The organism is Pantoea sp. CTOTU46764 (assembly GCF_031974595.1).
GTDB classification, from domain to species: domain Bacteria; phylum Pseudomonadota; class Gammaproteobacteria; order Enterobacterales; family Enterobacteriaceae; genus Pantoea; species Pantoea trifolii.
The window spans coordinates 1-24,299 of record NZ_DALYOQ010000053.1 but is presented as its reverse complement, the minus strand read 5'-3'; the positions used below and the strand labels follow the sequence as shown (position 1 = coordinate 24,299).

Annotated in this window: 20 protein-coding genes and 1 pseudogene; 11 read left to right on the top strand and 10 right to left on the bottom strand. The window is 54.8% G+C overall.

Features of this window, described 5'->3' with window-relative positions:
• Positions 1-32: 32 nt before the first annotated feature.
• Together RTM06_RS16340 and RTM06_RS16335 are read right to left on the bottom strand one after the other, a co-directional pair.
• Positions 33-812 (bottom strand): transporter substrate-binding domain-containing protein, encoded by a 780-nt coding sequence (locus RTM06_RS16340; protein WP_312183573.1) that lies wholly within the window; start codon positions 810-812, stop codon positions 33-35.
• A gap of 16 nt (positions 813-828) precedes the next feature.
• On the bottom strand, positions 829-1,995 hold the full coding sequence (locus RTM06_RS16335; RefSeq protein WP_312183571.1) for a methionine aminotransferase: 1,167 nt from the start codon (positions 1,993-1,995) through the stop codon (positions 829-831).
• Between the two features lie 126 nt (positions 1,996-2,121).
• On the opposite strand from RTM06_RS16335, the gene RTM06_RS16330 reads away from it, so the two are divergent.
• Positions 2,122-2,964: a LysR family transcriptional regulator gene (locus RTM06_RS16330; RefSeq protein WP_265298166.1), complete on the top strand. Its 843-nt coding sequence runs from the start codon at positions 2,122-2,124 to the stop codon at positions 2,962-2,964.
• Here RTM06_RS16330 and RTM06_RS16325 read toward each other — a convergent pair.
• Positions 2,961-4,628: pseudogene (locus RTM06_RS16325) on the bottom strand (methyl-accepting chemotaxis protein). The gene RTM06_RS16330 and the pseudogene RTM06_RS16325 overlap by 4 nt on opposite strands.
• Positions 4,629-4,841: 213 nt before the next feature.
• Positions 4,842-6,359, bottom strand: a complete 1,518-nt coding sequence (locus tag RTM06_RS16320) for a carboxylesterase/lipase family protein (protein WP_312183569.1) — start codon at positions 6,357-6,359, stop codon at positions 4,842-4,844.
• 192 nt (positions 6,360-6,551) lie between these two features.
• On the opposite strand from RTM06_RS16320, the gene RTM06_RS16315 reads away from it, so the two are divergent.
• Positions 6,552-6,986, top strand: coding sequence for a DoxX family protein (locus tag RTM06_RS16315; RefSeq protein WP_312183567.1), 435 nt, complete (start codon positions 6,552-6,554; stop codon positions 6,984-6,986).
• A 51-nt stretch (positions 6,987-7,037) separates the two neighbouring features.
• On the opposite strand, the gene RTM06_RS16310 is transcribed toward RTM06_RS16315, so the two are convergent.
• Complete coding sequence (locus RTM06_RS16310; RefSeq protein ID WP_312183565.1) at positions 7,038-8,375, bottom strand: VOC family protein; 1,338 nt, start codon at positions 8,373-8,375, stop codon at positions 7,038-7,040.
• A gap of 88 nt (positions 8,376-8,463) precedes the next feature.
• Positions 8,464-9,798, bottom strand: coding sequence for an aromatic acid/H+ symport family MFS transporter (locus RTM06_RS16305; protein WP_312183564.1), 1,335 nt, complete (start codon positions 9,796-9,798; stop codon positions 8,464-8,466).
• 322 nt (positions 9,799-10,120) lie between these two features.
• On the opposite strand from RTM06_RS16305, the gene RTM06_RS16300 reads away from it, so the two are divergent.
• Positions 10,121-11,041 carry a LysR substrate-binding domain-containing protein gene (locus RTM06_RS16300; RefSeq protein WP_008106387.1) on the top strand — a complete coding sequence of 307 codons (921 nt, stop codon included), beginning with the start codon at positions 10,121-10,123 and terminating at the stop codon, positions 11,039-11,041.
• On the opposite strand, the gene smrA is transcribed toward RTM06_RS16300, so the two are convergent.
• Positions 11,038-11,604: a DNA endonuclease SmrA gene (gene smrA / locus RTM06_RS16295; RefSeq protein WP_154156237.1), complete on the bottom strand. Its 567-nt coding sequence runs from the start codon at positions 11,602-11,604 to the stop codon at positions 11,038-11,040. The genes RTM06_RS16300 and smrA overlap by 4 nt on opposite strands.
• A 296-nt stretch (positions 11,605-11,900) precedes the next feature.
• Between smrA and RTM06_RS16290 the strand changes: the two genes are divergently transcribed.
• Positions 11,901-12,653, top strand: coding sequence for an FNR family transcription factor (locus RTM06_RS16290; protein ID WP_008106391.1), 753 nt, complete (start codon positions 11,901-11,903; stop codon positions 12,651-12,653).
• Between the two features lie 118 nt (positions 12,654-12,771).
• On the top strand, positions 12,772-13,728 hold the full coding sequence (uspE, locus tag RTM06_RS16285) for a universal stress protein UspE (protein WP_008106394.1): 957 nt from the start codon (positions 12,772-12,774) through the stop codon (positions 13,726-13,728).
• A gap of 77 nt (positions 13,729-13,805) precedes the next feature.
• Here the strand turns inward: uspE and pntB are convergent, their stop codons facing one another.
• Together pntB and pntA are read right to left on the bottom strand one after the other, a co-directional pair.
• Positions 13,806-15,194, bottom strand: coding sequence for a Re/Si-specific NAD(P)(+) transhydrogenase subunit beta (gene pntB, locus RTM06_RS16280; RefSeq protein WP_008106395.1), 1,389 nt, complete (start codon positions 15,192-15,194; stop codon positions 13,806-13,808).
• Positions 15,195-15,205: 11 nt separating this feature from the next.
• Positions 15,206-16,735, bottom strand: a complete 1,530-nt coding sequence (gene pntA / locus RTM06_RS16275) for a Re/Si-specific NAD(P)(+) transhydrogenase subunit alpha (RefSeq protein WP_312183561.1) — start codon at positions 16,733-16,735, stop codon at positions 15,206-15,208.
• Positions 16,736-17,274: 539 nt separating this feature from the next.
• On the opposite strand from pntA, the gene ydgH reads away from it, so the two are divergent.
• On the top strand, positions 17,275-18,231 hold the full coding sequence (gene ydgH / locus RTM06_RS16270) for a DUF1471 family protein YdgH (RefSeq protein WP_256696514.1): 957 nt from the start codon (positions 17,275-17,277) through the stop codon (positions 18,229-18,231).
• A gap of 224 nt (positions 18,232-18,455) precedes the next feature.
• A complete protein-coding gene (locus RTM06_RS16265) occupies positions 18,456-19,847 on the top strand; it encodes an amino acid permease (protein WP_312183558.1) in 1,392 nt (463 codons plus the stop codon).
• Here RTM06_RS16265 and RTM06_RS16260 read toward each other — a convergent pair.
• Positions 19,844-20,257 carry a hypothetical protein gene (locus tag RTM06_RS16260; protein ID WP_312183557.1) on the bottom strand — a complete coding sequence of 138 codons (414 nt, stop codon included), beginning with the start codon at positions 20,255-20,257 and terminating at the stop codon, positions 19,844-19,846. The two genes, RTM06_RS16265 and RTM06_RS16260, sit on opposite strands and share 4 nt — an antisense overlap.
• 176 nt (positions 20,258-20,433) lie before the next feature.
• On the opposite strand from RTM06_RS16260, the gene rstA reads away from it, so the two are divergent.
• From rstA to asr, 4 genes are all read left to right on the top strand, one after another.
• A complete protein-coding gene (rstA, locus tag RTM06_RS16255) occupies positions 20,434-21,159 on the top strand; it encodes a two-component system response regulator RstA (protein WP_312183555.1) in 726 nt (241 codons plus the stop codon).
• The gene (gene rstB / locus RTM06_RS16250) at positions 21,156-22,466 is read left to right on the top strand and encodes a two-component system sensor histidine kinase RstB (RefSeq protein ID WP_008106406.1); all 1,311 of its coding nucleotides are present in this window, start codon (positions 21,156-21,158) and stop codon (positions 22,464-22,466) included. Before rstA ends, rstB begins: the two co-directional genes overlap by 4 nt.
• Positions 22,467-22,478: 12 nt before the next feature.
• Complete coding sequence (locus tag RTM06_RS16245) at positions 22,479-23,966, top strand: carboxypeptidase M32 (RefSeq protein WP_312183553.1); 1,488 nt, start codon at positions 22,479-22,481, stop codon at positions 23,964-23,966.
• 170 nt (positions 23,967-24,136) lie between these two features.
• Positions 24,137-24,299, top strand: a 163-nt coding sequence (gene asr, locus RTM06_RS16240) for an acid resistance repetitive basic protein Asr (protein ID WP_312183581.1), incomplete at its 3' end; no start/stop codon positions are given.

Genomic DNA, 24,299 nt, shown 5'->3' with positions numbered 1-24,299 from the left:
TGGGGTCGCCAAACATGGCGACCTTTTTAACGTTATTTGCTGGCTGAAACATCAATCCCAGGGAAGAATTTCGCCGCCAGTTTGGTGACCGTGCCATCGGTCTGCACCTTGGTGATCGCCGCATCCAGCTCTTGTTTCAGTTTGGCATCGCCTTTACGCAGGCCAAAACCAATACCTGTACCGAGAATGGTGTCATCTTCTACCGGCTTGCCGACAAAGGCGAAACCTTTACCCTGCGGCTTTTCAAGGAAGCCCGATTGACCCGCAGCAGACATCACCAACGTGCCGTCAAGACGACCCGCAACCATATCGTTGTAAACCTGGTTCTGATCCTGATATGAAGTCACTGTAACGCCCTGCGCTTCCCAGTGCTTCTTGGCATACGTTTCCTGAATCGAACCCTGCAGCACACCGATGTTTTTGCCTTTCAGTGATTCGGCGGTTGGCAGCAGCTTCTCGCCCTCTTTCACGATCAGCATGGTCGGAATGCGGTAGATCGGTTTGGTGAAGTCGATGCTTTTTGCACGCGCTTCAGTGATGTTCATCGCGGAGTTGATAGCATCAAATTTTTTCGCCTGCAGAGCTGGAATCAGCGCATCAAAGCTGCTTTCCACCCATTTACAGTCGAATTGACCTACCTGGCAAATCGCTTTACCCAGTTCGATATCGAAACCTTCCAGTTCGCCCTGCGCGTTGCGGCTCTCAAATGGCGGATACTGCGATTCCAGACCATAGCGTAAGGTTTCCTGCGCCAGCGCGTGCGCCGAGGTCAGCATGCCCAGAGCGACAAACAGTGCGTTCAATTTTTTCATTATATTTACCCCTAAGTTACCCTTTGACCTGGCAGAGCGCTTCTGCACCGGCCTGAAGTGTTGCGTCGTCTTTTGCGAATGACAGGCGAATTAATTTATTGTCAGTGCCGTCCATATAAAACGCCGACAACGGAATGGTGGCCACACCGTGATCGACGATGAGACGTTTTACCATTTCGCTATCACTTTCGTCACTGAAATGTCCGTAGCTGGCCAACATAAAGAACGAACCGGCGCTCGGTAGCAGCTTAAATGGCGAATCCTGCATCAACGTCAGCAGGCGATCGCGTTTTTCCTGATAGAACGGCGACAGCTGCAGATAGTTTTGCGGGTTTTGCAGATAGTGAGCAAAACCGACCTGCATTGGCGTATCGGCGGCGTACATCATGAACTGATGGACTTTGACGATCTCTTCCATCAGCGCTGCCGGTGCCAGCGCATAACCCACACGCCAGCCGGTTACGTGGAAGGTTTTGCCGAAGGATGAAACCACCACGCTGCGCTGCGCCAGTTCCGGATGCGTTGCCATGCCGCAGTGCTTACGGCCATCAAACAGAATATGTTCGTAGACTTCGTCAGATAGCACCACGATATCGGTGTTGCGCGTCAACGCGGCTAACTGATCCAGATCCGCCGCTGACAGCACCTGCGCGCTAGGGTTGTGCGGCGTATTGATGATGATCATGCGGGTGCGCGGCGTAATGGTGGCACGCAGTTCGTCCCAGTTGATGGCGAAATCAGGTACTTGCAACTTCAGACCAATCGGCGTAGCGCCTTGCAGACGCACCACCGGCGCGTAGCTGTCAAAAGCCGGTTCGAAGAAAATCACCTCATCACCCGCATGCACCAGCGCGGAAATCGCCATGTAAATGCCCTGGCTGGCACTGCCGGTGATCAGCACTTCGCTACCGACATCATATTGCTGGCCATAAAGTGTGTGCACTTTCTGCGCCAGCGCTTCTCGCAGTGACGGCAGGCCGGTCATTGAGGCGTATTGGTTATGGCCGTCGCGCATCGCCTTACTCACCAGCTCAACCAGGTGCGGATCGCACGGGAAGTTGGGTGCGCCTTGCGACAGATTGATGGCTTTGTGTTGCGCCGACAGCTGACCGATGACGCTAAAAATCGTCGTGCCGACATCGGGCTGTTTGGATGAGAGGTTAACACTGCTATTCAGGGTCATCGGTGCCTCGTGAGGTTGCATAACCACGTATCGAATGTAGATTTCTATTCAACGGCGTGCGGCTTGAGTCGACAAGCGAATTGTTGTCATAATAGCCATGATTAAAAATCATAGCTTGAGGTTGTTATGTCCCGCTCTGCTCTGCCGCTCAATGCCATTCACGCGTTTCTGGTGACCGCGCGCCATCTCAACCTGACGCGAGCCGCCAGCGAACTGTGCATCACCCAAGGCGCAGTGAGCCGTAAAATCGCCACGCTAGAAAGCTGGCTGGGATTCGCGCTGTTTATCCGTCACGCTCGTGGCCTGCATCTCACCGAACAGGGCGCGGCGCTGTTGCCGGAATTGAAGCAAGGTTTTGCCATGCTGGTGAATGCCACAGAAAAAGCCAGCCGCAGTAACGCCGCCATTCGCCTGAAAGCGCCCACCTGCGCCATGCGCTGGCTGGTGCCGCGTCTGGTGGCGCTGGAACAGCAGCGTCCGGATATTCACGTGGCGTTGACCACCACGCTCGATCATGGCTCGCAGTTGGATAATTTTGACGCGGCGATTGTGTTTGGCCCAACGCCCGCCGGATCGATTTGCCTGTTTGAGGAGCGTTTAACGCCGGTGATGGCCAGCAGCGTCACGCCGCCGAGCCAGATTGGCGAACTGGCGAAGTTTACTTTTTTGCATCCAACGCAGGATTCACGCGACTGGCAGCTTTGGCTGGCCGAATTGGATGCCGCGTTGCCGATGGCGCGCAATCAGCATTTCGCTACCATGGATCTGGCGATCAGCGCCGCGATTCAGGGATTTGGCGTCACGGTGGCGGATGTCACCTTAGTGCAAAACGATGTGTTGAATGGCCGACTGATTGCGCCGTTTGCCGCCAGTGTGGCGACCGGCGCGAGCTACAGCCTGTTACAGCGGGCGGAAAAAGATGCGCCACCGTTCCTGCCAGAACTGGTGGCGTGGTTATCTGAGGTTTAGAAAGAGACCCATTCGTCAGAGGCCGGTTTCGGCTGCGCGAGACCGGCGCCTGACAACACCGGACGACGTAGCGCGGTTGGCGAAACCACGGCCTTGTTCACCGGCGCGCTGTCCGACAAGCGGAATTTCGCCACCGAAGCCTGCAGCTCCTGCGTTTGACGCTCCAGCGCGCTGGCGGCGGCAGAAACCTCTTCAACCAGCGAGGCGTTCTGCTGGGTGACGCTGTCCATTTCGGTGACGGCGGTGCCGACCTGCGAAATGCCTTTGCTCTGCTCTTCCGACGCTGCGGCAATGTGCTTCATGATCTCATTCACATCCTGCACCGACTTAAGAATGTCGTGCATGGTGCTGCCCGCGCTGCTCACCAGCTCCGACCCTTTTTCCACGCGCTGCACGGAATCTTCAATCAGTGTGGCGATCTCTTTCGCCGCACCGGCGCTGCGCTGCGCCAGATTGCGTACCTCGCTGGCTACCACGGCAAAACCGCGGCCCTGTTCACCGGCGCGTGCGGCTTCCACCGCAGCGTTCAGCGCCAGGATGTTGGTCTGGAAGGCGATGCTATTAATCACGCTGGTGATTTCCGCGATCTTCTTCGAGCTGCCTGAGATGCCTTGCATGGTGGTAACCACCTCACCCACCAACTTGCCGCCCTGCTGCGCGGTGCCGGTGGCAGTTTCTGCCAGCGAACTGGCCTGACGCGCGTTGTCGGCGTTGAACTTCACGGTGGCGGTTAACTGCTCCATGCTGGCCGCCGTTTGCTCCAGTGCGGCCGCCTGCTCTTCGGTGCGCGAAGAGAGATCGTTGTTGCCGGAGGAGATCTCCGCCGCGCCGCGATAGATATTTTCAGTTCCGCTGCGAATCGCGCTTACTGCTTCGCGCAGGCTGTCCTGCATGGCACGCAGCAGCGGCACCAGTTTACCGACGCAGTTACGGCCAAACTCTTCCACCGGCTGGCTCAGATCGCCCTGCGCAATAATAGAGAAATGGTTGCGGATGCGTTCCAGCGGTTTCACCAGCATCGCCACCAGATAGCGATCGGTAAACAGCAGGATGAACAAGCCAATCACTACCGCCACCAGAATGATCACTTTGGTGATGCTGGTGAGCTTATCAACAATGACGCGCGTCTCATCCAGCTTGCTGCCAGCGGCTTTATTGAAGGCTTCAGCGCTGGCACCAAACGCGCGGCTCAGCGGCGGCGTGACGTTATTGGCTTGCGCGCGTTAGGCTTCAACCGTGCCCTGCTGCGCCAACGAAACCTGCGGGGCGATACCTTCATCCAGCAGTTTTTGCCAGTTGGCAATAACGCTATTGGCAGTCTCCGCGTCCATCGGACCCGGCGCCATGGTTTTAAACTGCGCCAGCAGGTTTTTCATATTGTCGAGCGCTTGCTGTACCGGCGCGAATGCATCAGCACTGACTGCATTGCCCGCAGCACGACCTTCCATCACACGCGACAGACGCGTAACCACACGAAAATATTGATCGTTTCCTTTGCTCAAAACCGTCATTTGATTGACCAGCTGGCGGTCAATCTCGTTGCCCTCGCCGAGGGCGTTCAGTGAGTGGACGCTAAACAGCCCAACGGCACACCACAGCAGGCAAAACAGCCCAAGAATGGTGAGCAATACGGCGCGGATGGTGAAATTTTTTAAGATACCCATACATAATCCCGTGGTGTAAAACGCGAAGGAGACCCGATAAAATCGGGCATATTGCGTTTATCGGCATCGGATGGGGAAAATGTAACGGTTTTGTAAGCTAATTAATTGCTTACTGACGCAGGTGAGGAAAAGACGCTTTTATGATTAATCAGCAAGATAGGCGAGAATTTGGCTTATAAATTCATTTGCCTGCTTACACCATTAGCAGGCTCATCAAAGCTTAACGTGGCTGCGCATCATTAAACGGAACAAACGCAGCCGTCCACGCATAAACCGCGCCTTTACCACTGCCTGGGCTTTGCCCTGATCGCCTAACGCCAGCGTCAGATCGTTGCCCGGTCGCCAGACTGGCCAATCAACCTCGCCGGGCAAGTGCGCGCTGAACTCGCTGGCTTCCCGCGCGAAGGTGACCCAATAGGCGCTGACTGCGCCGGCGAACGCTTTATCCTGCTCGCTGTAGCTGCGTTCCGCTGACGGCGTTAGCGTATCCAGCGTGTTGAAGACATAGGGAATTTCATTGCCGTGCCAGGTACCGTGCGGATAGAGATCGCGCGCATTTTCAGATACGTAATCGAACCAGTAACGCCATGCGGGCATGCCGATATTGTGCTGCGCCTGAGCGACCATAAACGGTAACACCGTGAACGCCATATCGCGCGCCACCGCGCGTCCCAGCAGCGCATCATCATGAATGTCGTACAGCCACTTCATCAGACGATAACTGACGCGGTTCTTACTGCGCATCTGCCGCAACACCGCCGTGGCATCCACGCCAAAATAGTCCAGCACGCTGGCTTCATCACTGTTGCTGCCGATCATTAACGGGATGCGATGCTGCTTACCGCTCATGAAGGTGGTTAGCATCGGTTTTGGCAACACCGCATCGCCGCTGATGGGCACCGGGCCGAGCGCCAACGGGCGTTCTAACGGCCAGAATTGTTCGGCGGGTAGCTCGCGCAGCTGCTCGGCGCTGGCATCTTCGGGTAAAGAAAAATGCGCCGCCACCTGCAAACCGATTTGCTGTGCCTGCTTTTGCGGGATGTCCGGCAAGCTGTAGGCGCTTTGTACAATGCCTTTGTGAAACAACGCCTCGGAGAGTGGCGAGCAGCACAGCGATAACACGCTGCGCGCGCCGGAGGATTCACCAAATAGCGTCACGTTATGACGATCGCCGCCAAAGGCAGGAATGTTGCGCTGAATCCATTGCAAGGCGGCAATTTGATCGAGTAAGGCAAAGTTGTTGATCACGCGCCCGGCGGGATATTGCGCATCCAGCGCCGGATGAGAGAAGAAGCCGAAGTGGCCAAGGCGATAGTTGAGCGTTACGACGACGACGCCTTGCGCCGCCAGCGCTTTGCCGCGATAGGGATCGAGATGGCCCGCGCCGATGGCAAAACCGCCGCCGTGCAACCAGACCATCACCGGCAACGGCCGCGATGGCTCGACATCCGGCGTCCAGATATTGAGGTAGAGACAATCTTCACTGAAGCGACCGGGATCGCCACCGCCAGCGGCCACGCAATAGTCACGGTTCTGCCAGCTTGCCGCGCCCCATTCAGTTGCATCTCGCACATCCTGCCACGGTTGCACCGGCTGCGGCGGTCGCCAGCGTAAAGCGCCTGTGGGTGCGGCTGCGTAAGGTATTCCTTTGAAGACAAAAAGATCTTCGTCCATCAGGCCTCTGAGTTCACCTTCTGCGGTCATGATCCTCAGACGTCGTTCATTTTTCATCTCGGGTTCCCTGATAATGCATCGTTCCATTATTTGCAGGCCTTGGACGAATGTCCATGTTCTCAAAGCATTTGCAGATTATGCCGAACCGTGGCGCGATTCTTTGAACAACTCCATCAAATATTTTGGCTAACCCCATTGAGACCAATTGTTTTAAGGTTGCAAGTTAACCTGGCGCGACGGAGAAACACCATGTTGGGTGGCATTAACCAGATGTTCAACCGGATGTGCGATCACCCGGATTTAGGCAAACTGCTGTTACGCCTGACGTTTGGCGGACTGCTGCTGTTTCATGGGGCGTTCAAGGTGGTGCATGGCGTGGGCTGGATAGCGCACATGCTCGCCGTCAAAGGGATGCCAGGTTTCATCGCTTACGGTGCTTACATCGGGGAAATAGCGGCACCTGTAATGGTGATCATCGGATTATTGACGCGCCCTGCGGCGTTCATTATTGCGGTGAACATGATTGTTGCGACTCTGCTGGTAAAAATGGGCGCTGTCTGGCATCGCACAGATGTCGGAGCCTGGGCGCTGGAGACAGAAGCGCTTTACCTGCTGGGTGCGCTCGCCATTATGTTTTTGGGTGCCGGGAAGTACACGCTGGTGCGTGACGCGCGCTTGCAATAACCACAAGAAAAGCAGCCGGTCTGCTGAATTTCAGACCGGCTGTAACATTTCTTACGCTACGCCACAGCGCTCAAGACTGCGCTGCTGCATCTGCTGATACAATGCCATCTCATCCTGCACTGCTGTACCTAGCGCGCTTTCAAAATCCGCCCGGCTGGCATTACCTGCGCTGCGCGTTTGCGCCACATCGCCCAGATTTGACTGGAAAATCCCCGCTGCGCTCACCGGCAGGAAATCCTCGTAAACGATCGGTTCGGCGCTCAATCGCCCTTCTGCCAGCAACTGCGTCACGCTTTCGCCCGCGCGTGGCGGCAGATGCTCGCCTTTGTCGGTCAGGCGATAGCGGAACCACGCCAATTGCTGTTCGCGCAAGGTCTCCTCGTCATCGGGGAAGTCACCAAACACCGCGCTGAGATGTTGCTGGTGATGTTGGTTATCGCTGCCGGTACCGGCTTCGGCTAGCAGACGATCGTAAAGTTCGCGCCCTTTCGGCGTGAGCGCTGCGCCGCGCTGTTCAATCTCACCAAAGCGCGCGGTATGCGTGCCCGGCGTGCCATCATTAAAGTGCACCGCTTCTTCCAGGGCTTTGAAGCTGGTCTGGCGCAGCAGGATCGGCACTTTGCGCTGCGGCGGGCCTTCAATCAGGGTTTTGGGATCGATACCGCGCGAAGGCATCAGTGATTGCACGCGATCGATATCTAGCGTGCGCGGCGTTAAATGATTGATGTGGCAACCGCGGAAACACACCACATCGGCAATCAGACGATGCTGCTGGCTCAATGCGCGATAGGTGGCGCTGTCTACGGTGGTGTGCGCATGCCAGCGGAAAGTTTCCAGCGCTTCCTGCACGAAAGTCGCCGCATCCGCTGCGTTTAAACCGCCCTGCTGCTGATGCTTAGCGATCAAGGCACGGCAACCCGGCGTAAAGATATCGCGCGCGGCGAGAATCGTAGCGGCCTTCCCACGCAGCGCCGCATCATCAATCAGTTCGAGACGCAGCAGCGAGGTGAACACGCGGAACGGATTGTGGCGCAATGCGCGGTCGCTGACCGGACGAAACGCCGTGGAGTGCACCGGCACACCGGCTTGCGACAGGTCGTAATATCCCACCGCTTCCATGCCCATCACGGCAAACATCTGGCGCAACGTTCTGAGTTCATCGGCCTTGCCGACACGAATCGCACCGTGACGCTCGACGCTGAGGCGACTCAGCTCATCAGCAGCCGACAAGCGGTTTTTCAACTCGGGATTGGCTTCCAGCGTACGTTCATTAACGGCGGTGACCAACTGCGTCAGCGTGCCGTATTGCGGCACTTCCTGCTGATACATGGCCGACATTGCCTGCGAGAACAGCGTGCGGATGGCATCGCTGCTGAGAAAGTTTGGCATCATCATCACCTTGGGCTTACGGGTTGATGCTACTGTAGATCAACCCTTTAGTGGCGGGTAACAATTTCGTGGAACTGTGATCGCCTTGTCACTCAGTGAGGTTTGACTGGTCACCAAAACGACATTTCAGCACCAGCATGAGGGTGGTTAATACCGCAGGAATCGCCAGCAGCAGGAAGATCTGACTGAACGTCCAGCCGAGCGTTAACAACTCAGCTCCGACAAAGGCGCTGATGATGGCGCCGATGCGGCCTACGCCGTGCATCCAGCTCGAGCCGGTGGCTCGGGCGTGTGTGGGATAATAACTGGCAGAGAGCGCATTCATGCCGGTGTTGGCACCGTTGAAACAGAAGCCGCTGCAGAAAGCGATGGCGCTCATTAAGCCAACCTGCGCCGGAGAAAAACCCAGCGCCACAATGGCAATACCGCCGCAGAAATAGATCACCGCCAGCGCCAGATTGGCGTTAATGCGATCCATCAACCAACCGGCAAACAGCGAGCCTATGGTTCCACCGGCCTGATACATCGCCGTGACAATCGCCGCTTCCGTCACCGACATGCCAAGCGTGCTGATCAGCGAAGGCATCCAGCTGCCAATCAGGTAAACGAGGAACAGCCCCATAAAGTAGCCGCCCCACAACATCAAACTGCCAAACAGATAGCGGCGCGACAACACGGTTGCCACGGAACCTTTACGCGCGGTGGGCAGCTCAGTGCTTTGGTAATGGCTACCCGGCTGCACGGTGCCGGGCAGCATACGTTCGAGGATGGCGTGAATATGTGCGGCAGGCGCACGACGGCTAATCAGGAAACGTACCGATTCCGGTAAGCCGCGCACTAAAAAAGGCAGCACCAGCAGCGGCAGCACGCCGCCCATCATCATGACGGAGTGCCAGTCATAGCGCGGCAACAGCCACGAAGCGGCAAAGCCACCGGTTGCGGCTCCAAAGGTAAAGCCACAGAACACCACGGTAATAATGAAGGAGCGACGACGTTCGGGCGCGTATTCGGCCACCAAAGTGCCAACGTTAGGCATGGCGGCGCCAAGCCCTAAACCGGTGAGAAAGCGGAACAGCATCATCTGTTCGATGTTCTGCGCCATCGCCGTGGCCAGCGTCCACAGGCCGAAAAACAGTACGCTGATCAGGATCATCACGCGGCGACCATAACGATCGGCCAGCGGCCCGGCGACCATCGCGCCCAGCGCCAGGCCAATCAATGCAGCGCTGATCACCAGGCCGAGTTGATGGTTAGTCACGCCCCAACTGGCTTTCAGCGTCGGCGCGATAAAGCCCATTAGCGCAATGTCCATGCCGTCCAGCGCCACTACCACGAAGCACAGCGCGATTAAGCGCTTCTGCCAGCTGCTAAGCGCACTCTTATTGATAAGCTGGCGAACATCTACTGCTTCAACGCTGGTCACGTAACGACTCCTGCACTTTTAACCGTTTAGGGCATCAGTTTTAGTAAAAAAAACGGCGCTTATCATAGCTCATCGTTAACAATAGCGGGCACTGTTTTTGGATGTAATTGAGAATTATTCAGCTTTTATCGAATTATGTTGTTGATTTTACGTAAGCTGAATATTCGACAAAAAGTGTCATTTGCAGCATTACGCTTAAATTCAGCAGGTTAGGCATAAAGGTTGTGTCGTGGCATTTTTGTTAATATAAATTTGCAGGCAAGTTAACATAATTAACGTTTCCTCATTGCTGCTTCTCGTCATAACTCATTATGTTGGGCGTATGGACAAAAATATCCTTTTCAATCAGCGCATTCGCTTGCGTCATTTACATACCTTTGTGGCGGTAGCGCAGCAAGGCACGCTCGGTCGTGCCGCTGAAACGCTCAATCTGAGCCAGCCTGCTTTGTCGAAAACACTGAATGAGCTGGAAGAGCTGGCAGGCGCGCGGCTGTTTGAACGCGGACGGCTCGGCGCGCAGCTCACCACGCTGGGCGAACAGTTTCTGATTCATGCGGTGAAAGTGCTGGATGCGCTCAATCATGCGGGTCAGAGCTTTAACGCACAGCAGCCTGGTCGCCCGGTGGTGATTCGCCTCGGTGCGCTGACTACGGCTGCGATGGGCATGCTGCCGCAAATTCTCGATCGCTTCCATGAACAGCAACCCAATACTACGGTGCAGGTCGCGACCTTGCACAATAACGTGCTGTTGGCCGGTTTACGTGCCGGTGAGTTTGATGTTGGCATTGGTCGGATGGCGGATAGCGACATGATGGCCGGACTAACCTATGAATTGCTGTTCCTGGAATCACTTAAACTGGTAGTGCGCCCGGATCATCCGCTATTAAGCGAAAACGTTATGCTGTCGCGCGCGATGCAGTGGCCAGTGGTGATTTCGCCGGAAGGCACCGCACCTCGTCGTATTGCGCAGCATATGCTGAATGAGCAAGGTTGTACCTTGCCAGCAAACTGCGTCGAAACCTCATCGACATCGCTGGCGCGCCAGCTGGCGCTGCGTTACGACTATGTGTGGTTTGTGCCTTCCGGTGCCATCAAAGAAGATTTAAATCACGATGCGTTGTGCGCGCTACCGATTGCCTCGCCGGGGCCAGGCGAACCGGTTGGTATTATAACGCGCAGCGGCAGCCCGCTAAGCCTAAGCGCCGAAGTGCTGATGGCGACCATTCGTAAATTCCACAGTTAACGACTGTGTTTGGCATGACGTTCACGGTTCTCAAGGCGCGCCTGTTCGGTTTTGCGTAAACCGACATAGAGCGCGCCCGCCCCACCATCTTTCGGCTGTGCGGTGCAAAAGGTCTGCACTTCTGCAAACTCCTGCAACCAACGCGCCACATAGCTGCGCACAATATTGGCGTGCGACTCATCGTCACGCCCTTTGCCATGAATGATCAGCAGATTGCGCAATCCATGTTTGTTGGCTTGTTGCATAAAGCTGAACAGCGCCTGACGACAGGTTTCAACCGGTTGACGCAGCAGATTAAGGCTGGCTTCCGGCGGATATTTGCCTAGCCGCAGCTTATCCAGCACGCCTTGCTGTACGCCCTCAACCTTAAATTCCAGCGGTGTTGTCAGTGGAACGATGTCGAGAAAGCCACGCGTAAGGAAATTTTCCTGCTCGTCACTTTCCTGCGGCGCGCGTGGCGCTTTGGGCGAAGGGGCGCGTAGCCATTGGGTGTTAGCGCAGTTTTTTAATGGTGTTACATCACCCATGGCATCGCGGAAAAGGTCTTCATCATCAAGGTTCATGGTGTTTCCTCTCGCCTGGTGTTTACCTGAGCGTCCAAATCGACGCCAAAGCAAAAGAGTAGCAAAGGATTATTGGCAAAACATCTGTCACTTTTTGCGCTGTATTAAGCCATGTCTAACTGTAAACCTGGCAACAAAACGTTCCAGATCAATAAATGCCCTTAGGTCAGACCAGCGCAAACCTTGTAATACCTGACATTTGTGGGGTTTTAAGGACATTTACTGCTCGGATGAGTTCCCTTCGCTTCGAAAAATGTTAAAATTGACCGCAGTCAATAATCATCGAGCGTAACTATATGATCCAGGAAAAACGCAGCATTCGACGTATTCAGTCTGGCGGTTGTGCCATCCATTGTCAGGATTGCAGTATCAGTCAATTGTGTATTCCCTTCACGCTGAACGAGCACGAACTGGATCAGCTGGATAACATCATTGAGCGCAAAAAGCCGATTCAAAAAGGCCAGACGCTGTTCAAAGCCGGTGATGAACTGAAATCGCTCTACGCAATCCGCTCCGGCACCATCAAAAGCTACACCATCACTGAACAAGGCGACGAGCAAATTACTGGTTTCCATCTGGCAGGCGATTTGGTCGGTTTTGACGCCATTGTCGGTGCAAAACATCCAAGCTTTGCGCAAGCGCTGGAAACCGCAATGGTGTGCGAAATCCCGTTTGAAACCCTCGACGATCTCTCCGGTAAAATGCCAGCGCTACGTCAGCAGATGATGCGTTTGATGAGCGGTGAAATCAAAGGCGATCAGGATATGATTCTGCTGCTGTCGAAGAAAAATGCCGAAGAGCGTCTGGCGGCGTTTGTCTGGAATCTGTCGCGCCGTTTCGGCCAGCGCGGTTTCTCACAGCGTGAATTCCGTCTGACCATGACGCGCGGCGATATTGGTAACTATTTGGGACTAACCGTAGAAACCATCAGCCGTTTGCTGGGTCGCTTCCAGAAAAGTGGCATGCTGGCGGTTAAAGGCAAATATATCACCATCGAGAACCACGCTTTGCTGGCAGAATTAGCTGGCCAGACCGAACAAGCCGCGTGATTTTGTGCCGGGTTAATAAAAGTTATTTTATTGATCCGGCAACAACTTTTCCGCTTCTGCCCTGTCCAAACTTAGGCTATCTTTAATCCAACTTGCTTTGGTTTTAGGAGATCGGCCTATGTCCCGGTACCAAAATATTCTGGTGGCTATTGATGCCCAGCAGGACGATCAGCCCGCGCTGCGTCGTGCGGTTTATCTCAATCAACGTATCGGCGGAAAAATCAAAGCTTTCCTGCCTATTTACGACTTCTCATATGAAATGACCACGCTGCTGTCGCCCGATGAGCGCTCCAATATGCGCAAAGGGGTGATCAGCCAACGTACCGAATGGATTCGCCAACAGGCCCAGGCATATATTGAGGCTGGCGTTGAAATTGAAATCAAAGTGGTTTGGCATAACCGTCCGTATGAAGCCATCATTCAGGAAATTATGGCGCATCAGCATGATTTAGTGCTGAAAATGGCACACCAGCACGATCGCCTGGAAGCAGTAATCTTCACCCCGACGGATTGGCACCTGCTGCGTAAATGCCCTTGCCCAGTGTGGATGGTGAAAGATCAGGCGTGGCCTGAGGGCGGCAAAGCGGTGGTGGCGGTCAATCTCGCCAGCGAAGAGCCGCATCACGATGAGCTTAACCAGAAGTTGATTCGTGAAACTACGCTGCTGGCCGAGATGGTGAATCACACCGAAGTGCATTTGGTCGGCGCTTATCCCATCACACCCATCAACATTGCTATCGAACTGCCGGACTTTGATCCTAGCGTCTACAACGACGCGATTCGCGGACAGCATTTAGTGGCGATGAAAGCGCTGCGACAAAAATTCTCAATCGGTGAAGAGTTCACCCATGTGGCGAAAGGTTTGCCTGAGGAAGTGATTCCGGATATCGCTTCGCATCTGGACGCCGGCATTGTGGTGCTCGGCACCATCGGCCGTACCGGTTTGTCAGCAGCGTTTCTGGGTAACACTGCGGAACAAGTGATCGATCATCTGCGCTGCGATTTACTGGCGATCAAGCCAGATGATTTCAAATCGCCGATTGATTACGATGACGAAGAAGATGAAGACGATTGATTAAAAAAGGGCGGCTCGCAATGGCCGCCCTTTCACTATCTACTCAGGGCGGTGAGTCACATCACCGCCCTGCTTTTTTACAGCGCGCGCAGAATGCCTTCCACGCTCGCTTTCGCATCACCAAACAGCATCTGCGTATTGTCTTTAAAGAACAGCGGATTTTGGACGCCTGCATATCCGGTGCTCATCGAGCGTTTAAACACAATCACGTTCTGCGCTTTCCACACTTCCAGCACCGGCATGCCAGCGATTGGACTGCGCGGATCTTCCAGTGCGGCTGGGTTAACGGTGTCATTCGCGCCGATCACCAACACGGTATCGGTATCGCTGAAGTCATCGTTAATTTCGTCCATTTCCAGCACCACATCGTAAGGTACTTTCGCTTCCGCCAGCAGCACGTTCATGTGGCCCGGTAGACGACCGGCAACCGGGTGAATACCAAAGCGAACTTTAATACCGCGTGCGCGCAGCTTTTCGGTAATCTCAGCCACCGGATACTGCGCCTGCGCCACCGCCATGCCATAACCCGGCGTGATCACCACAGAAGATGAGGCTTTCAGCATTTCTGCTGTTTCTTCCGCCGTAATTTCACGGTGCTCGCCGACTTCATCGCTTTCGCCGCCCACGCTTACGTCGGTACCAAAACCACCGGCGATCACGCTGATAAAGGAGCGATTCATCGCTTTACACATGATGTAAGAGAGGATGGCACCGGAAGAACCGACCAGCGCGCCGGTAACAATCAGCAAGTCATTACTCAGCATGAAGCCCGCCGCCGCGGCGGCCCAACCGGAGTAAGAGTTCAGCATCGAAACCACAACCGGCATATCCGCACCGCCGATCGACGCCACCAGATGCCAGCCAAACACCAGCGCAATGATGGTCATCAGCAGCAGCGCAAACACCTGCGCGCCAGTGCTATCGGTTTGCACGAACCACAGCATCAGCAGGAAGGAAACCACCAGCGCCGCAAGGTTCATCTTATGACGATGCGGCAGCATCAGCGCTGAAGAGGAGATCTTGCCGCGCAGTTTGCCAAATGCCACCAGTGAACCGGTGAAGGTCACCGCACCGATAAAGATGCCGAGGAACACTTCGGTCAGATGGATATTTTCCATCACCGGCGCGAGGCCTGGCGCGTGGTCGATGTAACTGTTGAAACCCACTAACACCGCTGCCAAACCGACAAAGCTGTGCAGAATGGCAACCAGCTCTGGCATTTCGGTCATTTCGACTTTCTTCGCCAGGCGCAAGCCAATCGCACCACCAATCACCATCGCCACCAAAATCCAGGCAACGTTACCAGTATTCGGTCCAAAAATGGTGGCCAGCAGCGCAATGGCCATGCCGCTCATGCCAAAAATATTACCCTGCTTCGAGGTCTCGTGTTTCGAGAGACCAGCAAGGCTGCAAATAAACAGAATCGCGGCAACAATATATGCTGCAGTAACTAATCCGCCAGACATGTTGCTACCCCTTAATTCTTACGAAACATTTTCAGCATGCGCTGGGTGACGGTGAAACCACCGAAGATATTGATGCTGGCAATCAGTACGGCAATAAACGACAGAATCGTGACCCAACCGCCGTGGCCCATCTGCAGCACCGCACCCACCACAATAATGCCGGAAATGGCGTTGGTGACGGCCATCAAAGGCGTGTGCAAAGCGTGACTCACGTTCCACACTACGTAATAGCCGACCACGCAAGAGAGCGCGAAGACGGTAAAGTGCGACAGGAAGTCCGCTGGCGCCACGTTGGCCAGGCAGGCAAACAGCACTACCGCCAACGCCAGTAGCAGATATTTGCGCCACGGTGCAACCGGCTTGACTTCAGCCTTCGGCAGCGGCTGGGCTGCGGGTTGCGCTTTTGGCGCGGCGGAAACCTGAATCGGCGGCGCTGGCCATGTCACTTCGCCATCACGAATTACCGTCACGCCACGCACAACCACGTCTTCGAAATCAACGGTGATTTCGCCGTTTTTCTCTTTGCACAACAGTTTCAGCAAGTTGACGAGGTTGGTACCGTAAAGCTGTGAGGATTGCGTAGGCAAGCGGCTTGGCAAATCGGTGTAGCCGATAATCTTCACGCCGTTGGGGGTTAAGGTCACCTGATCGGCAACCGTCAATTCGCAGTTACCACCGGTCTGCGCGGCCAGATCGACGATCACGCTGCCCGGCTTCATGCTGGCAACCATCTCGGCAGTAATCAGCTTCGGTGCCGGACGGCCTGGGATCAGCGCGGTGGTGACAATAATGTCGACGTCTTTTGCCTGCGCAGCGAACAGCTCCATCTCCGCCTTAATAAAGGCTTCAGACATCACTTTGGCATAACCATCGCCACTGCCTGCTTCTTCTTCGAAGTCCAGCTCAAGGAACTCGGCGCCCATACTCTGCACCTGCTCTTTCACTTCCGGACGCGTATCGAAAGCACGCACGATGGCACCTAAACTGCCTGCCGCACCGATGGCTGCTAATCCCGCGACGCCCGCACCAATCACCATCACTTTGGCTGGCGGTACTTTACCGGCAGCGGTGATTTGACCGGTGAAGAAGCGACCGAACTCGTGCGCGGCTTCAACGATGGCACGATAACCCGCGATATTCGCCATTGAGCTCAACGCATCCAGCGCCTGCGCACGTGAAATACGTGGCACCGAATCCATCGCCATCACGGTGACGTTGCGTGCTGCCAGTTTCTCCAGCAACGCTGGATTCTGCGCAGGCCAGATAAAGCTCACCAGCGTGCTACCGGCGCGCGTCAGTTCGATCTCCTGATCGTCAGGCGCATTCACTTTTAACACGATGTCTGACTGCCAGACGTCGTGAGTGTTGGTGATGGTGGCGCCGACGGCGATAAAGCTTTCATCATCAAAGCTGGCGCGAAGTCCTGCGCTTTGTTCAACGGTGACGCTAAATCCCAGTTTGATCAGCTGCTCAACGGTCTTTGGCGTGGCGGCCACGCGCGACTCATTGGCTAACCGTTCTTTGGGTATCCCAATTAACATACTGTTTCCTTTCAACAATTAAAGGATGAGGTTCTGTAAGTGGCAAAAAGCTCAAAAGCCGAAACAGTGTTTCAGCTTTTTATGAGCAAATTGCACAATGTAACAAAGTCTTTATAACCTACTGAAAATATGAAGAGTGATCCACAGCGATAACGCCTGGTTATGACATTCACACAAATATTCAGACGCAAAGATTGAATGCCACGTTTTGCCACTACATTTAGTGTTTATTAAAAAATATTCTGCTGCGCAAAATCGTGTCATGTCGAATTAAGTATTATTAAAAACCTTTATTTAACAATGCGATAACTATTATGGCACTAAGTGTTACCAGAATAAGTGGTTATCTGTGCAAAAAAGAGCCGTAACAGAAGTCAATGACAGGTCGATGAATAAATGGCAGAGATTGTCAATGTTATGCGCTTAAATTGGCTGAGACAGGCTGATTATTACATGCAATAATCAGCGGCTAATCTGTTATACATCAAGAGTCCAGCACGTTTTCGTACTCATTTTGCGTAAGGCGAAGGATCATTTTTATGAAGCTGAAGAACACCATTCTGGCGTCAACCTTGTTATCACTGCTGGCTGCAAATGCGTTTGCGGCTAAAGAGTTAACGCCAGAGCAAGCGGCCGCGTTGAAACCATTCGAACGTATTAATATCAGCGGCCGTTTCAATGCGATTGGCGATGCAACTGATGCCATCTCTAAAGAGGCTGATGCGAAAGGCGCTGACTCTTTCTATGTACAGGGCATCAATGATACCAACGGCAACGGCGGTAACTGGCGCGTAACGGCGGACTTGTATAAAGCCAACGCACCAAAAGCAGATGACTCCACTAAATACCGCACCTTCTCCGGCGTGAAAGAGTTGCCGAAAGCAGAAGCGTATCGCCTTGAGCCGTACGATACCGTATCGGTGAATGGTTTCTTCTCAAGCCAGCCAGATGTTAATGAAGCGATTGCCAAGGCAGCCAAAAATAAAGGCGCGGCATCCTTCTTTATCGTGCGTCAGGTGGATGCCAACAACGGCGGCAACCAGTACGTCACCGCTTACATCTATAAAGCTGATGCACCAGAGCGCAAAGTTCAGAACACCTCTGATTCGATCCCAGCGGATTCTGAAGCCGGTAAAGCAGCACTGGCCGCTGGCGGCGCCGCCGCCACTAAAGTGGCGATTCCTGGCGTGGCCTCTTCCGATACGCCAAGCCGTAACGTTGGTCGTTTCTTCGAAACCCAGAGCTCAACTGGCCAACGTTACACGGTTAAAACCGCCGATGGCCGTAGCGTGCAGGAAGTGAATGCGATTACGGCTGCGCAGATGCAACCGTTTGATACCATCACTTTCTCCGATCACTTCGGTACTCCAACCGAAGTCTCTGAAGCGGTTGGCAAACGTGCCGTAGAAAAAGGCGCTAAGTACTATCACATCACGCGTCAATGGCAGAACCAGAGCGGCGGCAACCTGACCGTCACTGCCGATCTGTTCAAGTAATTCCGATTAAGGGCGGCGTCCGTCGCCCTTTCCAAAATCTCCTTCATACTGACTGCATAATCTGTGCGCAGATTTGCATAGTCTTGCATTGCCTTCCCCCTTTGCACTCCGTAAAATCTGCCGCCTGTTTTTAGGGGATTCCGTTTCAAAGTTGGCTAACTGCCGCGTGAGACTCCAGCGGAATCGTCACCACCCAGCATACTCTGCTGCTTAGGATGGGCGTTTTGGATAAAAAATTAGGTCTTAGTGCGCTCACCGCGTTGGTACTCAGCTCAATGCTGGGCGCTGGCGTGTTCAGCCTGCCGCAAAACATGGCGGCAGTTGCCGGCCCGGCGGCGCTGCTGATCGGCTGGCTGATCACCGGCGTTGGCATCATCTTCCTGTCGCTTGCCATGCTATTACTGACGCGGCTTAAACCCGAGTTGGATGGCGGTATCTTTACCTATGCGCGCGCCGGCTTTGGTGAGCTGATGGGCTTCTGCTCGGCGTGGGGATATTGGCTTTGTGCGGTAATCGCCAACGTCTCTTATCTGGTGATTGTCTTCTCGGCGCTGAGCTTCTTTACCGACACGCCGGATCGCGTGGTGTTTGGCGATGGCAATACGTGGCAGGCGATGCTCGGCGCGTCAGTGCTGCTGTGGCTGGTGCATTGTCTGGTGCTGCGCGGCGTGCAAACGGCGGCCAGTATTAATTTGCTGGCGACGCTCGGCAAGCTGGTGCCGCTACTGCTGTTTGTGGTGCTGGCGCTGCTGGCGTTCAACTACGATCGCTTCCGCTTTGATTTCAGCGGTGTCGAGCTCGGTCAGCCGCTGTGGCAGCAGGTGAAGCAAACCATGCTGATCACCTTGTGGGTGTTTATTGGTGTCGAAGGCGCGGTGGTGGTTTCTGCGCGTGCGCGAAATAAGCAAGATGTCGGACGCGCCACGCTGATGGCGGTGCTGGCCGCGCTGCTGGTCTATTTGCTGGTTACGCTGCTGTCGTTAGGCGTGATTCCGCGTGCCGAACTGGCGCAGATACGCAATCCTTCCATGGCCGGTTTGATGAAGCATCTGCTGGGTCATTGGGGCGATGCGGTGATTGCGGTTGGGTTGATTATTTCGGTGTGCGGCGCCTATCTGAGCTGGACAATTATGGCTGCTGAAGTGCCGTTCCTCGCTGCGCAACAAGGTGCCTTCCCACGCAGCATTGCGCGCCAGAATCGCCACAACTCCCCCTCGGCCTCGTTGTGGCTGACCAACGGCAGCGTACAGGTTTGCCTGATCTTGATCGCCTTGACCGGCGCGGATTACAACACGCTGCTGACCATCGCCTCAGAAATGATTTTGGTGCCCTATCTGCTGGTTGGTCTGTATCTGATTAAGGTGGTGCGCGGGCAGAACAAACCCTGGGCGATGTTTACCGGCATCGGCGCCAGCGCGTATGGCATTTGGCTGCTGTATGCGTCCGGTCCCTTGCATCTGCTGCTTTCAGTGGTGCTTTATGCGCCTGGATTGCTGCTGTTCCTGTACGCACGACGCGGCGGCCGTGGCGATAAGATGTTGTCACAGCTGGAGCGCATCGCGATTGTGTTGTTGATTGCGGCGTCACTGCCAGCCTTGTGGCAGCTAATGAATTAGTGCGGCTGGACGGGAATGGAAACGCACAGCAGCTCATCCTGCTGTGTCAGATTGAGCGGCTTACGGTATTCCTGATGAATAGCGTCAAGCTGCTCGGCTGACAGCGGATATGGCAGCTGAATATCAAAGCGACTGATGTGCTGTTGCTCGGCCAACGTGATGAGGCGCGCGATATTAATCTCGTCGCTCACCTGGGTTGAAATGATTTGTAATGCTAATTCTTTGAGATGATCGTCGCTGGCCTGAAGGTTATGCGCCGATTTACGCGTCACCATGCCAAAAATAGGCATCACGCCATAAATGGCATCGACAAAACTCCAGCGTTTTTTGCAGGAAGCGGAGAGAAAATCACTGTAATTGAAGCAGATGCGATCACTGTATCCGGCTGAAGCCAGCTCTTTATCAGACACTCTCGCACTCCTCCTGTTTTTCGTTACGGTTCCGAACCTTGCGCTACAACGCGCCGCTAATGATGGCACATTTCACGGTATACATACCAGTAACGCAGGGATATTTCGTGCGGTAACGTAGAGCTCAGGACCAGGAAAAGCTATGCTGCTGGCATTCTCATCCGTCACAGTGAATTATGAACAAAATCGTCTATGTGGAAGATGAGCCAGAAGTAGGCGAATTGATCGCCGCTTACCTTGGCCGCCACGATATTGAAGTTATTGTTGAAACGCGCGGTGACCGCGCCGAAGCCACCATCGCCCTGCACGATCCCGATTTAGTGATGCTGGATATCATGTTACCCGGCAAGGATGGCATGACATTGTGCCGCGATCTGCGTGCCAGCTGGCAAGGTCCGATTGTCTTGCTCACCTCACTCGACAGCGACATGAACCATATTCTGTCACTGGAAATGGGCGCTAACGATTACATCCTTAAAACCACGCCGCCAGCGGTGTTGCTGGCGCGCCTGCGTTTGCATCTGCGCCAGGCGCACGTCGGTCAGCCGGAAGTGACGCCCGCTATTCAAAGCTCGCAGCGCGTGTTGCGTTTCGGTTCACTGACCATCGACTCGCTCAATCGTCAGGTGACGCTGTTTGAGGAGAATATTGTACTGTCCACCGCCGATTTCGATCTGCTGTGGGAGCTGGCGAATCATGCCGGGCAAATCCTTAATCGCGATGCGCTGCTGAAAACCCTGCGCGGCGTCACCTACGATGGCATGGATCGCAGCATTGATGTGGCGATTTCTCGTCTGCGTAAAAAACTCTACGACAGCGCCACCGAGCCTTTCCGCATCAAAACCATCCGCAACAAAGGCTATCTGTTCGCGCCGCAGGCCTGGGATACCCGTACCGCATGAGAAAGCTCTTTATTCAGTTCTATTTGCTGCTGTTCGTCTGTTTTCTGGTGATGACGTTGCTGGTTGGGCTGGTGTACAAATTCACCGCCGAACGCGCCGGACGCCAGTCGATGAACGATTTGATGGCCAGTTCGCTGTTTTTGATGCGCAGCGAACTGCGCGAGATCCCGCCGCGCGACTGGAGTAAAACCATTCGCAGCCTCGATCTCGATCTGTCGTTTGATCTGAATATTGAGCCGATGAGCAAATATCAGCTGGGTGATGCCGACATGAAGCGCCTGCGCGCCGGCGAAATTGTGGCGATTGACGATCAGTACACCTTCTTACAGCACATTCCGCGCAGCCATTACGTGCTTTCCGTTGGTCCAATCCCTTACCTTTTCTATCTGCACCAGATGCGCATTTTGGATATCGCGCTGCTGGCGTTTATTGGTATGTCGCTGGCGCTGCCGGTATTTATCTGGCTGCGTCCACACTGGCAAGAGATGCAGCGGCTGGAGAAAGCCGCCGAACGTTTTGGTCGCGGCGAACTCGACGTGCGCACTCATTTTGAAAGCACCTCCAGCCTGCACAGTCTTGGCGTGGCGTTTAATCAGATGGCGGAGAACATCAACACGCTGGTTGCCAGTAAGAAACAGCTGATTGACGGCATCGCGCACGAGTTGCGAACGCCGCTGGTGCGGCTGCGTTATCGGCTGGAGATGAGCGATAACCTCACGGATGCGGAATCCGCCGCGCTAAACCGCGATGTGGGTCAGCTGGAGAGTTTGATTGAGGAGTTGCTGACGTATGCGCGCCTCGATCGCCCACGCGTTGATCTCCATCTGCAATCTTTTGATCTGGCGCAATGGCTGCGTGTGCATATCGAAGATGTGCAAACCATGAACCCGCAGACGCAGATTGCGCTGGATATCCCGCAGCTGGAGAACGTCGGCAGCGCCGATACGCGCCTGATGGAGCGCGTGCTGGATAACCTGGTGAATAACGCCCTGCGCTATGCGCAACAGCGTTTGCGCGTCAGCTTATGGTTTGATGGCGCGCTGGGCTGTTTGCAGGTGGAAGACGACGGTCCGGGCATTCCGCAGGAAGAGCGCGCTCGCGTGTTTGAACCTTTTGTCCGCCTCGATCCGAGCCGCGATCGCGCCACCGGCGGCTGTGGTTTGGGTCTGGCGATCGTGCATTCTATTGCGCTGGCGATGCAGGGAAATGTCTCGATTGAGAGCAGCCCGCTCGGCGGTGCCAGCGTTCGCTTTTGCTGGCCGGTTGATCTACCCTTGCGGGACATTGCGCCACGCTTACCGTCATAAGGAGCTTTATACGTGACTTCAGCTTATCAAGAACTTAGCCGCACTTTTCAGCGTCTCTCCCGCTTTGGCCATTTAGGCGCCATTGCCGGTGTCGATATGCAAACCACCATGCCGCCGGGCGGCAGCCAGGCACGCGGTGAAGCGATGGCCGAACTGAGCGTGTTCATGCACGAAGTGCTGACTGATAAACGCCTCGGCGGGCTGTTTGATGCCGCGCAGCAGGAATCTCTGAATGATGTCGAACAGGTTAACCTGAGCGAGATGCAGCGCGCCTGGCAGCAAGCCACGCTGCTGCCCGCCTCGCTGGTGGAAGCCAAGTCGCTGGCCGGTTCGCGCTGTGAACACGCCTGGCGTCAGCAGCGTCCGGCAAATGACTGGCAAGGTTTCTCCGCCAATCTGAAAGAAGTGGTGAAGCTGAGCCGTGAAGAGGCGCAGCTGCGTGCCGATGCGCTCGGCGTTTCGCGTTACGATGCGTTGCTGGATGTATTCGAACCCGGCATGACCAGCGCCCAATTGGACCAAACCTTTGGCGATTTGAAAAGCTGGCTGCCCGACCTATTGCAACAAGCCGTGGCGAAGCAGCAGCAAACGCCGATCGCGCAGCCGGTGGGTCCGTTTGCTATCGAATCACAGAAGCAGCTCGGCCTGAGCGTGATGAAAACGCTGGGCTTCGATTTCAATCACGGCCGGTTAGATGTGAGTGCGCATCCATTCTGTGGCGGCGTGCCGGAAGATGTGCGCATTACCACGCGTTACAACGAGAACGACTTCCTCAGCGCCATGATGGGCGTGATTCATGAAACCGGCCATGCGCGTTACGAGCAGAATTTGCCAAAACAGTGGCGCGGTCAGCCGGTGGCGCAGGCGCGTTCTACCGCGATTCATGAATCTCAAAGCCTATTTATGGAGATGCAGCTGGGGCGCAGTAAAGCCTTCCTGCAGCATATACATCCGCAGGTGGTGGCGCTGATGGGCGATCAGCCTGCGCTGGCGTTAAACAATTTCATCCGTCAGACGCAGCGCGTGAAGCCGGGCTTTATTCGCGTCGACGCCGATGAGTTGAGCTATCCGGCGCACGTAATTTTACGTTACGAGATCGAGCGCGCGCTGATTGAGGGCGAGATTGAAGTGGATGATATCCCGGCGCTGTGGGACGAGAAGATGCAGCAATCCTTGGGCATTGATACGCGCGGTAATTATCGCGACGGCTGCATGCAGGATATTCACTGGACCGACGGCGCGTTTGGCTATTTCCCAACCTACACCTTAGGCGCGATGTACGCGGCCCAGCTGTTCCAGGCGGTTAAGCGTGCGATTCCGCAGGTCGAGACGCTGATCCAACAAGGTGATTTGCAGCCGGTGTTTGACTGGTTACAGCAGAACATCTGGCAGCACGGTAGCCGTTTCCCGACGCAGCAGCTGCTGATCAATGCCACCGGCGAAGCGCTGAATCCGCACTATTTCCGTCAGCACCTTGAACAACGTTATCTGACTGAGTAAACTGCGCGGCGGCCCATGCGGCCGCCCTTTTCACTTCCTTTTCCCCGCTTTGTACAATCCGTTACACGCCGATACCAATGCCTCACGGAAAGCCTGAATTGTTTTTCATATAGTGTTTTCACCGGCCCCGCAGTGGGCTACACATGAAAAAATAGTTCGAGGATTTTGCAATGAAAAAATTATTTGCACTGGTGATCGCCGCTGCTATGGGTATGTCTTCTGTTGCTTTCGCTGCTGAAACAACTGCTGCTCCAGCCGCTGCTGCAACCACAACTGCTGCGCCAGTTAAACACAAAATGGCTCACCACAAAAAACCAGCTGCTCAGAAAGCGC

Bases quoted from the DNA above. Each gene is read 5' to 3' on its own strand.
- RTM06_RS16340 (WP_312183573.1), bottom strand. From the start codon at position 812: ATGAAAAAATTGAACGCACTGTTTGTCGCTCTGGGCATGCTGACCTCG.
- RTM06_RS16335 (WP_312183571.1), bottom strand. From the start codon at position 1,995: ATGACCCTGAATAGCAGTGTTAACCTCTCATCCAAACAGCCCGATGTC.
- RTM06_RS16330 (WP_265298166.1), top strand. From the start codon at position 2,122: ATGTCCCGCTCTGCTCTGCCGCTCAATGCCATTCACGCGTTTCTGGTG.
- RTM06_RS16320 (WP_312183569.1), bottom strand. From the start codon at position 6,359: ATGAAAAATGAACGACGTCTGAGGATCATGACCGCAGAAGGTGAACTC.
- RTM06_RS16315 (WP_312183567.1), top strand. From the start codon at position 6,552: ATGTTGGGTGGCATTAACCAGATGTTCAACCGGATGTGCGATCACCCG.
- RTM06_RS16310 (WP_312183565.1), bottom strand. From the start codon at position 8,375: ATGCCAAACTTTCTCAGCAGCGATGCCATCCGCACGCTGTTCTCGCAG.
- RTM06_RS16300 (WP_008106387.1), top strand. From the start codon at position 10,121: ATGGACAAAAATATCCTTTTCAATCAGCGCATTCGCTTGCGTCATTTA.
- smrA (WP_154156237.1), bottom strand. From the start codon at position 11,604: ATGAACCTTGATGATGAAGACCTTTTCCGCGATGCCATGGGTGATGTA.
- RTM06_RS16290 (WP_008106391.1), top strand. From the start codon at position 11,901: ATGATCCAGGAAAAACGCAGCATTCGACGTATTCAGTCTGGCGGTTGT.
- uspE (WP_008106394.1), top strand. From the start codon at position 12,772: ATGTCCCGGTACCAAAATATTCTGGTGGCTATTGATGCCCAGCAGGAC.
- pntB (WP_008106395.1), bottom strand. From the start codon at position 15,194: ATGTCTGGCGGATTAGTTACTGCAGCATATATTGTTGCCGCGATTCTG.
- pntA (WP_312183561.1), bottom strand. From the start codon at position 16,735: ATGTTAATTGGGATACCCAAAGAACGGTTAGCCAATGAGTCGCGCGTG.
- ydgH (WP_256696514.1), top strand. From the start codon at position 17,275: ATGAAGCTGAAGAACACCATTCTGGCGTCAACCTTGTTATCACTGCTG.
- rstA (WP_312183555.1), top strand. From the start codon at position 20,434: ATGAACAAAATCGTCTATGTGGAAGATGAGCCAGAAGTAGGCGAATTG.
- rstB (WP_008106406.1), top strand. From the start codon at position 21,156: ATGAGAAAGCTCTTTATTCAGTTCTATTTGCTGCTGTTCGTCTGTTTT.